Here is a 12,941-nt window from a genome sequence, read left to right as displayed (position 1 = left end):
GCGTCTAGTCGTATGCGTCTTTTCGATGGCCTAGACTAACGACGCTGACGATTAAGGCCGCGTCTTGAATTCTGTAGATGACACGATAACTGCCCGATCGGATTCGGTACTGATCTTTTCTACCTTTCAACTTTCTACAGCCAGATGGTCTGGGATTTGTTGACAGATTATCTATTGTGGGACGCAGGCTTTTTTGAACTGATAGTGGCAGCTTTTTGAGCTGTCTTTCGGCGGCAGGTTCGAAGAGGATTCGATAGCTCACGATAGCCCTAGTTCCTGCTTCAAAGTTTCCCAAGGCACAGCATCGCCGGGTTCTTGTAGGGCAATTTCGGCGTCATAGGGATCGATTTCGTCTTCGATGGCTTCGATGGTGGCTTCGAGATCGATCTGGTGCTTGAACTGTAGATATTGAAGGAAGTGATACAGCTCGTCTATGGCGCTACGGGAGAGGGGCGGAATTTCTAGGGTGAAGGCATCGATTTTTGGTTTTGGCAGTGTAGTCATGACTTGACCTTGTGTATTCGCTGGAGAATGTTCTTTCATGTTATCGGGTTTGCCTGTTAGCTTTTGCTGGGTGCGCTGCTGGGGAATTTGCATTTGACGCACACTTCGAAGTTGCTTTCGGCGGTGCCTTCGGTGAAGATAGGCAGTCCGGCTTTGCCGCCGATTTTCATGCCGAATTTGAGGGTCATTTCTTCGACTTCGACGCCGGAGAGGTTTTTGAATGCGCCGATGACATACCAGGTGTAGGCACGGATGGTGCCGTGGATGTCCTTCAGTTCGGCTCTGAGTTTGTCGCCGATGCCGTAGCTTTCGCGGGTGCCGCTGTGGGTGGGGGCGCTGGGAGATGAGGGTGCTGTGGGTAGTTCGGCGGGTTCGGTGGATTCGATGTAGACGGTGTAGGTAGTGCCGTCGGGGTCCTCTAGCTGGACGGGTTGGATGGTGCTCATATTGATATTAGAACCTGCTGCTGGAACCTGCTGTTGGAACAGTGGACTTTGCTATTTAAGACTAAGCTAGTGGATATGTATAGTTGAGTTCGCTATGAAGATAAAGGCGGTTATTCATCCAGCAGAAGAAGGAGGATATTGGGCGGAGGTGCCTGCGCTGCCTGGATGTATTACGGAAGGCGAGACGATGGAAGAGGTAGTTGCTAATTTGCGAGATGCGATCGCAGGTTGGCTAGAGGTTGCTAACAATCGTCAAACGCTCCAGTCTAATGATCGCGTTGTTGAGATTGCGGTATGAAGTCTGTTTCTGGCAAGCAGCTTTTCAAAATAGTTGAGCGACGCGGCTGGATTTTGAGTAGGGTGACTGGCAGTCATCATATCTACGAGAAGGCTGGGGAAGACAAGATTTTATCAATTCCGGTTCATCGAAACCAGGCGCTAAAGGCCGGGACTCAGCGGGCGCTGATGAAGATAGCGCAACTTTCTGAAGACGATCTGCGTTAGTTGCTTTAACTTTTTTTAGAACGGCTTCTTATCAAGTTGGCTTGTTTGGCTATCTTAGGGGAGAATGCCTGAAAAGCTATTTGAAAGTCGTATAAACGTTGAATTATGGGTCGTTATGCTCTGATTGTTGGGGTGGGTGAGTATCGACATTTGCCGGGGCTGTCGAAGCCGAAGGGTGATGCTCAGGCAATGTGCGATTCATTGCATGAGCATTTTGATGAGGTGCGATCGCTCCAAGACGAGCAGGCAACGTACGAGGCGCTGATTGCAGAACTGGAGTATGTGCTGCTAAAGCAGGGCGATCGCGCTGAAGTCCTCCTATATTTCACGGGGCATGGCTTTACGGCTGGGCAGAGTGCGCGAAGTCAGCAGGGCTATCTGGCCACTTACGACTGTGAGATCAATCAGGATGCGGATGGCAGTATTCTGTATGCTCAGCGGGCGCTGCCGTTTCAGGAGCTGAATGCGCTGGTGGGGGAGGCGACACCTGCAAAGCTGGCGATGCTGTTGGACTGTTGTCACAGTGAGTTTTTTATTGAGCAGTCGTTGGTGGGGAGTGGACTGAGTAAGTTTGGCGATCGCACCTATTTTCTGAGTGCAGCCTGTCGCAGCTATGAGAAGGCGTGGGCGGATACGGGTGCGGCGCACAGTGTGTATACCGGGGCGCTGCTGGAGGTGCTGCAAGATCAATCAATCGAAGAAGTGGCGGTGTTGGACGCGCATAACTATGTGCAGAAACGTCTGAGGCGATCTGGGCAGGAGCCGACTCTGATTAGCTACGGCGGCGATTTGGTGCTGGTGCGGCATCGGCTGACTGTGGCTGAGACTAGGGTGAATGAGGAGTGCCCGTATCAGGGACTGCAAGCGTTTACGCCGGAGACGGCGGCGGTGTTTTTTGGCAGGGCGGCGGTGACTCAGCAACTGGTGCAGAAGCTGGGTCGGTCTAACTTTGTGATGGTGCTGGGGCCTTCGGGCAGTGGAAAGTCTTCGGTGGTGCGGGCGGGGCTGGTGACGCAGTTGATGGCGCAAGGTTGGCAGGTGATCACGATGAAGCCGGATGCGGCTCCACTGGCGATTCTGAAGATGGAGCTGCGGAAATTGTTGACGGCGAGCGGGGTGACGGCGGGTGAGATTAGGGCGCTGCTGGACGTGTTTGAGGCGACGGGGCTGGCGGAGATGACTGAGTCGCTGGCGGGTCGGCAGTTGGGTGGGCAGTCGGCGGCGCAGATAGCGGGGGATGATCGGGTGCTGCTGCTGGTGGATCAGTTTGAGGAAGTCTTTACGCTGTGCGATCAGTCTGAACGGCAGCGGTTTGTAGAAGCGCTGCTGGCGGTGAGGGATAGGTCAGAGGCTCGGCTGGCGGTGGTGGCGACGATGCGGTCGGATTTTGTGAATGAGTGGCTGGCTTTGGGGTATCCGGCGGCGGTGGTGGAGCGGGATGTGGTTTGGCTGGAGGCTTTGACGGGGGAGAATTTACGCGATGCGATTGTGAAGCCTGTGCAGGCTCGGGGGTATGCCTTTGGAGAAGGGCTGTTGGATCTGCTGCTGGAGAATGTGGCGGCGGAATACAACTGTTTGCCTTTGTTGGAGTTTGCGCTGACGGAGCTGTGGGAGAAGCGGGATACGCAGGCTAGAAAGCTGACGGCTAGTGTCTACAGAGAGATGGGTGGGCTGAAAGGTGCGTTGGATAGGCGAGCAGAGACGGTATACAACAGTTTGCGAGATGTGGATCAGCCCTGGGCAAAGCGGGTCTGTCTGCGGCTGGTGCGGTTGGGGAAAGGAGAGAAAGATACCCGACAGCGACAGCCGAAAGAGGCACTGCTGGCGATGGGTGGCGGGATAGAGTCAAAGAATGAACAACAGCAACAAACTAGAGAGATTGTGAATGATGTGATTGCGAGCCTGGTGGCGGGGCGGCTGCTGGTGAGTGATGGCGAGTTTGTTGATCTGGCGCATGAGGCGTTGCTGGATGGGTGGGAGCGATATGCGCAGTGGCGGCAGGCGGATAGAGATCTGCGGCGGCTAGGGCAGCGGCTGGAAGACGAGTATTATCGATGGAAGTCTAGAGAAAAGCGAGAAGAGTTTTTGCTGTCGCGGGGGCTGCTGGCAGAGCTGAATGAGCGTAGGGCGGCGCTAGATGAGCTGCTACGTGAAGAAGGGGCGCGCGAGGTAGAAGATTATTTTTCGTTTAGTGACGAACAGGAAAAACAGAATGTGGCCAGGCTAGAGAAAGCTTTGGCAAAGGCTCAACTGCAAGAGCAGTCGCGCAAATGGCGTGAGAAGCTAGCGGCAAATCCGGCACAAATAGTGGACAGAACCGTCGAAGCGATGGGTTTAGTCGCAGAGAGTCAAGCGACACTATCTCGGGTGGAGTATTCGGCGCAGGATGCTTTGCATCGCGCCTGGTGCAATATTCGTGAACGGCTAAAGATCAATAGCGACTCGACGTCATCGATAGCCTTTAGTCCGCAGGGGGATCGGATTATCTCAGGTGGCATTGATAAGACGCTGCGGCTGTGGGACCTATCGGGTAACTGTATCGGCAACCCCTTCTCTGGTCATAGCGACTGGGTACATTCGGTGGCCTTCAGTCCACAGGGGGATCGGATTGTCTCAGGTAGCCGTGATGGGACGCTACGGCTATGGGACCTGTCGGGTAACTGTATCGGCAACCCCTTCTCTGGTCATAGCGACTGGGTACATTCGGTGGCCTTCAGTCCACAGGGGGATCGGATTGTCTCAGGTAGCCGTGATAAAACGCTACGGCTGTGGGATCTATCGGGTAACTGTATTGGCAAACCCTTCTCTGGTCATAGCGACTCGGTGTCATCGGTAGCTTTTAGCCCACAGGGGAATCGGATTGTCTCAGGTAGCCGTGATAATACCCTGCGGCTGTGGAACCTATTGGGTAATCCTATTGGCGAGCCCTTCAGCGGACATAGCGACTCGGTGCGGTCAGTCGCTTTTAGTCCGCAGGGGGGTCGGATTGTCTCGGGAAGCTGTGATAAAACGCTACGGCTGTGGGACTTATCGGGTAACTGTATTGGCAACCCCTTCTCTGGTCATAGTGACTCGGTGTCATCGGTAGCTTTTAGCCCACAGGGGGACCAGATTGTCTCGGTTGGCGCAGATAGCAGGCTGCGGTTGTGGCGGTTGGGTACCTGGGAAAGTGAGCTGCGTGACTGTTGCGATAGGCTAATACATCATCTGGCGCTGATGCAGGGTGAGCTGGCGCAGAAGGCTTGTGAAGCTTGCTTGAAAAATGTATGGACAGCGCGGCGGCAAGAAGCGGAATTTCTGGTAGCGCAGGGTAGTGTGCTGGCGCGTAAGGGGGAGATGGACAAGGCGATTGCCAAGTTCAATCAGGCCAAAGCGTTAGATGCTGCGCTGACGTTCGATCCGGTGAGGCGGGCGAATGAGCTGGCGGAATGGTCCGGCGCGAAATAACTAGCCTCGCTATATGATTAGCTCAGTCGCACTAAAGCGCTACAGATGGTACAAGCCCCAACCAAACCGCTCACCCTCGCAGCCTTTTTGGAACTTCCAGAAACCAAGCCTGCTAGCGAATTTGCAGATGGAAAAGTTACGCAAAAGCCTATGCCGAAAGGAAAACACAGTCGGCTACAGACCAAGCTGTCTAACGTGCTGAACGATTTCCTTGAACCGCAAAAGACTGGCCTAGCCTTCACAGAGCTGCGATGTAGCGTTGGTGGCGCGGCTATCGTCCCAGATATTGTAGTTTTGTCCAGCAGTCAGATTCCTCGCGATGAGGACGGCGACATTGCCGATATCGTAGCGATCGCACCCAGCCTTACTATCGAGATTCTGTCGCCTCAGCAAAGCCAAACTAGAGTCATCAAGAAGGTTTCTCACTGTCTGACTTATGGCACTCAGCTTGGCTGGCTGATAGATCCTAGCGAGAGAACAGTTTTAGTCTTTCGCCCCGATCAGGCAGTTGAGATTCTAGAAGCGCCAACGGCTCGGCTAGCAATGCCCGATGTTTTAGATGCGTTTGAGCTGACGGTAGAAACGCTCTTTGGCTGGTTGCAGGTGTAATGTCGCTGAGCTTTGTCTGACGAGGATTTTGACTATCCGAACTTTGGATCTAGGCCAGCGAATGAGCTGGTGGAAAGATCCATTACTATGCTGCAAAGACCAAGCTGCATATCAGTCGATTGCTGCGGGGCTTCATCCACTAGCTGCACTTTATCGGTCGCGCTCTGCGAAGGTTTATTCACCAACTGTACTTTATCAGTCGCACCCTGTATCAATTCCGCCTGGCTATGACTTTTTATGCTGTCTAGCATTCTCACTGACTAGAGAGAGTCTCTCTTATTCGAGGGTTTTCGAGGAAGAGGCAAGGTATTAAGAACCGGGGATTTCCTCCCCGCACCCCTCCTCTGCTGGGTGGCTTATGGGGCTGCTTGGGGGACTCTACTCCCCCAACCCCCCCGAAAGGGTGTGACTGGTTTGCTATGCTAAGGGGCTGCTTTAGGTGGTTGGTGGGTGGGACCGTCGCGGACGACGCTCAACAGACTTTTTCGGTGCTTGCGATCGCAGGTAAGGAAGGTACTTGTGCGCTGATACAACAAAGAATTAGGAGAGTTTGTCAACTTCTTATCGGTATTTTGAGTAAGATAAACAACAATATGAAATCTGTTGCATGCAAGATTGTCTAGGTGCTGGTCCGCTGTTCATGCTAAAAGAGAGAGGCCATATCTATCGGCTCGTGCGGATGGTGCATCCTATTGAAGATTTTGAGAGCCTACATCTGGATGTGCCGGGTTGTGTATGGTGTCGGCAGACGGTTGCTGGATTATGAAGCGGATGATAAGTAGATGAACTGGCGCTAGAGGCGGGTTGTCTTTTCGCTAGTCGTCGTCTCTGTATCAGTATTGTCTCTTAAAAAGAAAGGTGACAAATCGTATCCGAAGCTTCCGTGTTTTCTCCTTTCTTTTACGTATGAGCGTTACTTGATTGAAATCTACTTTAGAATGCGAATATCAGTCCTAAATTTACACAGGTTTATTGCCCGTGGAGATTCTTTGAAAGGTCTTTAAAAGCAGATGAGGCGGCAATTATTATGTCTTTCTGTCTCTCTCTATGAGACGAATGTTCTATTGATTTAGGACAGTTCTTCTGCTCTTTTAAGAGCTCATTTCACAGCAATCAAATTAGGTTAACATCTACACCAAACACAAACCATGTCAGATAACATTTGCTTGACGATTGACTGGCGGACGGCCAATTATGGTATGCCCGACTCACAGCAAGAAATGCTCACTCAGCAGCTATTCAGGGAGCTAAAGCACTCAAAAGTTGTTCAAAGCGTCAGACGAGTAGCCGATAGCAGTGTGCCAGATGGCGCTATGGGAGCGCAGTGGCTATGGAGCATTTTGACGGCTGAAATTACGGGAAATGGTTTGCGTAAAGCCTGTCACGAGGTGTATGAGCGGCTAGCCGGAGCGCCGATGGATCTGACTATTGAGGTCCATGGTCACGCTCAAAAGATCGATGCTAAGAATGTGCGCCCGGATGACTTTGATGATGTCATTGAAAAGCTAGTGGCCGCAGCACAGCAGATGAAGGCAGCAGAATAGCTGTACTGAGACTTTGGTATCAACGGTCTTAGTATTAACAGTAGATACCGCATAATCATGGCTAGAAAAGTTGCACTGTTGATCGGTGTCGATGACTATGGCACGGGGCTCAAGTCGTTGCGATGTCCAACGAATGGGGTGGCGGCTATGCGTTCTGTGCTGCGTAACCCGGATATCGGTGGGTTCGATCAGGTGGTGGCGCTGATGGACCCTGATGTGGGTGATATGCGATCGCGTATTTGTGAGGTATTCGCTCACCTGCAAAAAGAAGACATGGTGCTGTTCTACTTTACGGGTCATGGCATCAAAGACATGAGCGGGGACTTTTATCTGACCACGTCTCAAACAGAGCTATTCGAAAGCGGTCGCCCGAACGCTGGCACCGCAGTAGAAGCCCATTTTCTTAAGCGAGAGTTGAGCAATTCTTGGGCCGAGCGCAAGGTTGTTATTCTAGACTGTTGTTTTGGCGCGGCTTTTGCTGATGGCTTTCTAGCGATGAACAACAACATCGTCGATATCGCCTCTCACTTTGGTGGAAAAGGCTGGTGCGTCATGACCTCATCGACCTCGTCACGCTACGCCCTAGAGCAAGAAGGAGAATCGCTTTCTATCTACACTCGCTATTTAGTAGAAGGTCTAAAGACAGGCGGCGCGGCGCTAGATGGCCAAGATTCTATTTCTGCTCAGAACCTGCATGAGTATGTGAAAACGCAGATACAGGTAGCAGCGCCCGCCATGGAGCCCGCCATCTTTAACGGGCAAGAAGGACACGATATTATCATCGCCAAAGTCCAGCTAAACAACGAACAGCGCTACCGCAAACAAGTCCAGCAAAGAGTCCGCAACGGTGATATTGGCCCAGCTGGCAAGGCAGTTCTACTTGAGTGGCGGCAGCGGCTAGGCTTGGGCGCTATGCAAGCTAGCGCTATCGAAGCCGAAATTTTGAAACCCTACAAAGAGAGACAGAGCCATCTAGCACTATACGCTAAAGCTCTAGAAGCTGAAAAGTCTTTTGCCTATCCTTTTAGCGAGGTCACTATTCAAGATTTAAAAGAACTTCAGCGATTGCTCAGTTTGCGAGATGAAGATGTACGCTCAGTAGAAGCGCATGTTTTGCAATCGGCTCAGTTGCCTGTCGCTCAAACTGTTGGAACACCAGATAGCCAGCCGCCGCTGATTCAGCCTAGATCTCTCCAAGCCCCGTCTTCACCCACTTCATCTTCACATACCTCACAGTCTTCGTTCTTACCGTCCCAGCCCCAGCCTGATGGTTTCCAGCCTATTCATTCAGCGACAGCTAGATCGACAAGAACTAGATTGCCAGCAGCTCAGGCAATAGCTAAAACAACCGCTAAATTATTAGCTAGACAGCCAGCAACTGCTTCGGTGATTGCTACCCAATCTGTTACAGCGCCGCCTATAGAATCGCCAATCGAGTCCTCACCCGCTAAGTCTCCTTCTATAAAAGAGTGGGTTCGCTCTACTAGAGTCAAGCCCGCCTCTTTTGAGCCAGTGACTGGTTCAACGTTTACCTTTCAAACCCTACGGGTCGATCCGCAAGGTGAACCTATTCAGAAAAAACGGTGTAAGGCGACCTATTTTGGCGAATTAATAGCCAAAGGCGTCACCCTAGATATGGTTCGCATTCCCGGTGGTCAATTTCTGATGGGAGAAACCATAGAAGAGAGAGAAGTGGAGGGTACTCCCGCGCAGTGTAATGTTGCTGTCTCAGAGTTCTGGATGAGTAAGTACACCATCACTCAGGTGCAGTGGTGGGCAGTGATGCAAAGAGAACCGCGATCGCCTAGGTCGGCTTCTCCGGCTAGAGAAAATACGAGAAAGAACAGAACGCCGCTTCAACCTATCGAGAACATCTTTTGGACAGATGCGGTAGAGTTTTGTCAGCGGTTATCACAGCAAACAGGTCGAACCTATCAGCTACCCAGCGGTGCCCAGTGGGAATATGCCTGTCGCGCCGGGACTACCAGTCCTTTCTACTTTGGTGAGACGCTCACGCCAGAGCTGGCAAACTACAACGGTAACTATACCTATGGTGAAGGTCCCAAAGGTCGCTACCGAGAAGATAGCACCGAAGTCGGCTGCTTTTGGCCCAACGATTTTGGTCTGTATGATATGCACGGCAACATGTGGGAATGGTGTTTAGATGGCTGGCACACCCCCCAAGGCAAATATCTCGACCCTCGAAGTGCTAGTAGCCAGCTCGCTAATCAGAAGAAATCTCTTAGAGGCGGAAGCTGGTTCTACTTACCCACTAACTGCCGCTCTGCATACAGCCTTACCTATCCTTTCCACAACAGAACCGACGACATCAGCTTTAGAATCATTTGTCTGCATCCTAATCGCCAGACGCCCGTGCTTTAATGTTGAAGGCGCAGCGATTGAGCCTTTCTCTAGGGCATTTGAAGTTGGAGATGAGTCTGTTATTATCTAGCCGGGATAGAATAAAGCTCAAGCAATCGCAGAAAAACCTTTATGGCTGTACAGCAATCATCTCGTGAGTGGCAGCGGCTGCAAAATGGCTCGGATATTCGAGGGGTAGCGCTAGCAGGCGTGCTGGGTGAATCGGTGAATCTAACATCGGCGGTGGCCTATCGGCTAGGGCAGGCATTTGTAAGCTGGCTGGCGACAAAGCTAGGTAAGGCATCGACAGATCTAGTGGTGTCGGTGGGGCGAGATAGCCGCCTTTCTGGTCCGGCGTTGAGAGATGGATTAGCTGCTGGGATGATGAGTTTGGGGACGCAGGTGCTGGATTTTGCGATCGCATCCACACCCGCTATGTTCATGAGCACGGTCACCGAGGGCTACCACTGCGATGGGGCAATCATGCTCACCGCTAGCCACCTACCGTTTAACCGCAACGGTCTCAAATTTTTTACCGCTGACGGTGGCCTAAACAAACCTGATATTACCGCTATTCTTACTCTCGCTGAGAAAGATAGCTTCTCGGAGGTGCCAAAAAAAGGAGAGACTGAAGAAAGAGACTTTATTTCTGTTTATTCCAATGGCCTAGTTCAACAGATTCGCCAGTCAGTTAATCATTCAGAAAACTACGACCAGCCGCTTAAAGGTCTACATATTGTTGTAGATGCTGGTAATGGGGCGGGCGGTTTTTATGCGAGCAAAGTACTAGAGCCTTTGGGCGCTGACACCAGCGGCAGTCAGTTTCTAGAGCCTGATGGCAACTTCCCAAATCATATCCCCAATCCAGAGAACGAAGCCGCGATGGCTGCTATTCGCGGTTCTGTGCTGAATAATAAAGCTGACTTTGGCATCATCTTTGATACAGATGTAGACCGCTCAGCCGCCGTCGATCCGCAGGGCAATGAACTGAATAGGAACAAATTAATTGCGCTGATCTCGGCGGTAGTTTTGCGAGAGCATCCGGGATCTACGATCGTGACCGACTCGATCACTTCGGACGGACTGACTCAGTTTATTACCGATTTGGGGGGCGTGCATCATCGGTTCAAGCGCGGCTACAAGAACGTAATCAACGAAGCTGTTCGGCTAAATAGTGAAGGCGAAGAATCGTGGCTAGCGATTGAGACTTCTGGGCACGGTGCGATGAGAGAAAATTATTTTCTAGATGATGGTGCCTACCTGGTGAGTAAGCTGTTAGTGGAGCTGGCGATCGCACGTCAGTCTAACAAAGTCATTACCGATCTCATCTCGAACTTAAAAGAACCTGCCGAAAGCAAGGAATATCGGCTCAAGATTTTGACAGAAGATTTCAAATCGTACGGTAACGAAGTGATTAAGCGCCTACAGTCTTTCGCAGAGGCGCAAACTGATTGGCAAGTCGTGCCAAACAACTATGAAGGCATTCGAGTCGCCTGTACAAAAGAAGCAGGTTGGTTCTTGCTACGCCTTTCCCTACACGATCCTGTGCTGCCACTGAATATAGAATCGGACACAGAAGGCGGTGTAGATGCGATCAGGCAGCGTCTGCTCAGTTTCTTCGATACTGATTTCTCCGGCACGTCAGACCAGCTAGACACAAGCGCCCTTACCAGCTAGACAAGAGCGCTTTTACCAGCACCAGCACATCAGAGCGCGACCAAGTGCGCGGTTGAAAAGGCAGCGAGAGTCAACCAGGCTGAAAGTCAATAGGTTGACTCTTGCTGTAGTCTCTCTTCAATAGAAAGCTCAGATTCCACTTCGCCGCCGTAGACCGTGCCAATCTCTTGCTGTTCAAAACGCTCAGAGACAAGCTTGTAGGTTTCTTTTTCTAAGGGGACATAGCCTACAAAAGGAACCCAGTCTTGAACGCTTTTGAGATAGAACTGCACAAAGCTCTGAAGCTCGGGCTTAGTTTCAAGGGCTTCAGCATCTACGTAGAGCAGTAGCGGCCTGGTCAGCGGTTGATAGGTCGAATCTTTCACAGCCTCGATAGTTGGCTGAGATGACTGCTGCCCATTGTCAATCGCCAAAGACTTGAGCCGATTCCAGTTGGCTGCGTAGTAGCCCAGTCCAAAATAACCAAGCGCATCTGGATCGTCTGCGATCGCCTCTACCAGAGCGCTGTCATCTTCGCTTTGAGTGTAGTCCGTACGGCTAGCACCCGACTCGTCCACGATGACTTCAGTAAAATAATCAAAAGTACCCGATTCTTCTCCGGGGCCAAAAAGATTAAGCGGGCGATCGGGCCAAGACGAGCGAACTTGATTCCAGTTGTTAATGGTGTCTGCCGCGTCTGGCTGCCAGATTGTCTGCAGTTCTTCGAGGGTGATATCTTCGGCCCAATCGTTCTCAGGGTGAACAACTACCGTAATCGCATCGAGCGCAATTGGCAGCTCTAGGTACTCAATCCCGTTTGCTTTGCACGCTGCCATTTCCGCTGTCGTGATTGGACGAGAGGCGTTGTTGATATCGGTCTCTCCAGTGCAAAATCTTTCAAAGCCGCTGCTTGTGCCTGAAAAGGTGACTGCGATCGCCGGGGCATCAGAGTTCGATTGCTGGTAGCGTTGAGCCGCCTCGTACGAGATTGGAAAGACCGTACTAGAGCCGTCGACTTTGATGAAGTTGCCTCTGGCGAAACGGGTGACATTGATTGTTCTGGTGCTGTATTCACCATCGCCGAGGATGCTGCCCTGGTCTGATGTCGGCGTAGGGGCTGTGCAGGCGGTTGTCAGCGCGATGGTTCCAAAGATAGCTGCTGCTGTGGAAAATTTAGTTTGCATACTCTTTAATGGAGTTTAATGGAGATTTTGTTTTAGTTTTCTTTTTGCATCAGCTTTTTCAAGCTGTCGCCAAGCTTATTGAGCAGTATGTCAATACCCTCTTTGACTTCCTGCCAGGCTTCTTCAGCCGCTTCACGAATGTCCTCAAGCTTGACTTGAGCTTGCTCTAAGTGCTCTTCTAAGCGTTCGATTTCCTCGTGCTGTCCTTCTTTTATTGCTTGCTGTTTTTCTTCTTTTAGACGACTAAGCGCTGCTTTTGCTTCATCAATTTGAGTTTCTAGCTTCTCGATATATGTCAACTTTTCATTCATGAGAAAGGCTCCACTACAAGGATGAATCTTTAAAGGCAAAGGCTATATATCCAAACGGAAGTTTCAACGGAAATTCCGTCAAAACAGGGCTGTGGCACCTAGAAGCATGCCCGGAATCACAAAAAACACGCCGATGATATAGGCAAAGGCGATGGATTTCTTCTCGCTGGCAACAACAGCGAGCGTCTCTGCACATTGGATCGGCAGACGACAGAGAAAAGGAATACAGTAGATAACTATCACGCCGAGAGAGTTATACAGCAAATGAACTATTGCGATTTCTAGCGCAGCGACTGCCTCCGCACCCGACACCGAAGTCGCCGCTAGCAAAGCCGTAATACAGGTGCCGATGTTAGCGCCTAGTGTGAAAGGATA

13 protein-coding genes and 1 pseudogene are annotated in these 12,941 nt (G+C 51.3%); 8 read left to right on the top strand and 6 right to left on the bottom strand.

Annotated elements, in window-relative coordinates; genetic code table 11:
- Positions 1 to 4: 4 nt before the first annotated feature.
- The 3 genes from IQ256_RS30425 to IQ256_RS15395 are packed head-to-tail and all read right to left on the bottom strand — an operon-like array spanning position 5 to position 950.
- Complete coding sequence (locus IQ256_RS30425) at positions 5 to 262, bottom strand: type II toxin-antitoxin system RelE/ParE family toxin (RefSeq protein ID WP_193856436.1); 258 nt, start codon at positions 260 to 262, stop codon at positions 5 to 7.
- Positions 259 to 504 (bottom strand): hypothetical protein, encoded by a 246-nt coding sequence (locus IQ256_RS15400; protein ID WP_193856435.1) that lies wholly within the window; start codon positions 502 to 504, stop codon positions 259 to 261. Before IQ256_RS15400 ends, IQ256_RS30425 begins: the two co-directional genes overlap by 4 nt.
- A gap of 56 nt (positions 505 to 560) precedes the next feature.
- Positions 561 to 950 (bottom strand): CU044_2847 family protein, encoded by a 390-nt coding sequence (locus tag IQ256_RS15395; protein WP_193856434.1) that lies wholly within the window; start codon positions 948 to 950, stop codon positions 561 to 563.
- A 94-nt stretch (positions 951 to 1,044) separates the two neighbouring features.
- On the opposite strand from IQ256_RS15395, the gene IQ256_RS15390 reads away from it, so the two are divergent.
- The 8 genes from IQ256_RS15390 to IQ256_RS15355 all read left to right on the top strand — a co-directional run bounded on the left by IQ256_RS15390 (position 1,045) and on the right by IQ256_RS15355 (position 11,092).
- Entirely contained in the window at positions 1,045 to 1,248 is a 204-nt protein-coding gene (locus tag IQ256_RS15390) for a type II toxin-antitoxin system HicB family antitoxin (protein WP_193856433.1), read from the top strand.
- Positions 1,245 to 1,454, top strand: coding sequence for a type II toxin-antitoxin system HicA family toxin (locus tag IQ256_RS15385; protein ID WP_193856432.1), 210 nt, complete (start codon positions 1,245 to 1,247; stop codon positions 1,452 to 1,454). Before IQ256_RS15390 ends, IQ256_RS15385 begins: the two co-directional genes overlap by 4 nt.
- A gap of 105 nt (positions 1,455 to 1,559) precedes the next feature.
- Positions 1,560 to 4,901, top strand: a complete 3,342-nt coding sequence (locus IQ256_RS15380; RefSeq protein WP_193856431.1) for a caspase family protein — start codon at positions 1,560 to 1,562, stop codon at positions 4,899 to 4,901.
- A gap of 45 nt (positions 4,902 to 4,946) precedes the next feature.
- Positions 4,947 to 5,510 (top strand): Uma2 family endonuclease, encoded by a 564-nt coding sequence (locus IQ256_RS15375; RefSeq protein WP_193856430.1) that lies wholly within the window; start codon positions 4,947 to 4,949, stop codon positions 5,508 to 5,510.
- Positions 5,511 to 6,117: 607 nt separating this feature from the next.
- On the top strand, positions 6,118 to 6,276 hold the full coding sequence (locus IQ256_RS15370; protein ID WP_193856429.1) for a hypothetical protein: 159 nt from the start codon (positions 6,118 to 6,120) through the stop codon (positions 6,274 to 6,276).
- 382 nt (positions 6,277 to 6,658) lie between these two features.
- Entirely contained in the window at positions 6,659 to 7,054 is a 396-nt protein-coding gene (locus tag IQ256_RS15365) for a hypothetical protein (RefSeq protein WP_193856428.1), read from the top strand.
- 57 nt (positions 7,055 to 7,111) lie between these two features.
- On the top strand, positions 7,112 to 9,436 hold the full coding sequence (locus IQ256_RS15360) for an SUMF1/EgtB/PvdO family nonheme iron enzyme (RefSeq protein ID WP_193856427.1): 2,325 nt from the start codon (positions 7,112 to 7,114) through the stop codon (positions 9,434 to 9,436).
- A 111-nt stretch (positions 9,437 to 9,547) separates the two neighbouring features.
- Entirely contained in the window at positions 9,548 to 11,092 is a 1,545-nt protein-coding gene (locus IQ256_RS15355; protein WP_193856426.1) for a phosphomannomutase/phosphoglucomutase, read from the top strand.
- A gap of 86 nt (positions 11,093 to 11,178) precedes the next feature.
- Here IQ256_RS15355 and IQ256_RS15350 read toward each other — a convergent pair whose 3' ends face one another.
- The 3 genes and pseudogenes from IQ256_RS15350 to IQ256_RS15340 form a co-directional block, all read right to left on the bottom strand.
- Complete coding sequence (locus IQ256_RS15350; RefSeq protein ID WP_193856425.1) at positions 11,179 to 12,255, bottom strand: PstS family phosphate ABC transporter substrate-binding protein; 1,077 nt, start codon at positions 12,253 to 12,255, stop codon at positions 11,179 to 11,181.
- Positions 12,256 to 12,287: 32 nt separating this feature from the next.
- A complete protein-coding gene (locus IQ256_RS15345; protein ID WP_228024918.1) occupies positions 12,288 to 12,605 on the bottom strand; it encodes a hypothetical protein in 318 nt (105 codons plus the stop codon).
- A gap of 39 nt (positions 12,606 to 12,644) precedes the next feature.
- A pseudogene (locus IQ256_RS15340) lies at positions 12,645 to 12,941 on the bottom strand (hypothetical protein); the annotation flags it as partial.

The sequence above is a fragment of the cf. Phormidesmis sp. LEGE 11477 genome (genome assembly GCF_015207105.1).
GTDB lineage: Bacteria > Cyanobacteriota > Cyanobacteriia > Phormidesmidales > Phormidesmidaceae > Phormidesmis.
The sequence above is the reverse complement of the archived record's forward strand: the minus strand, read 5'-3'. Positions and strand labels throughout refer to the sequence as shown.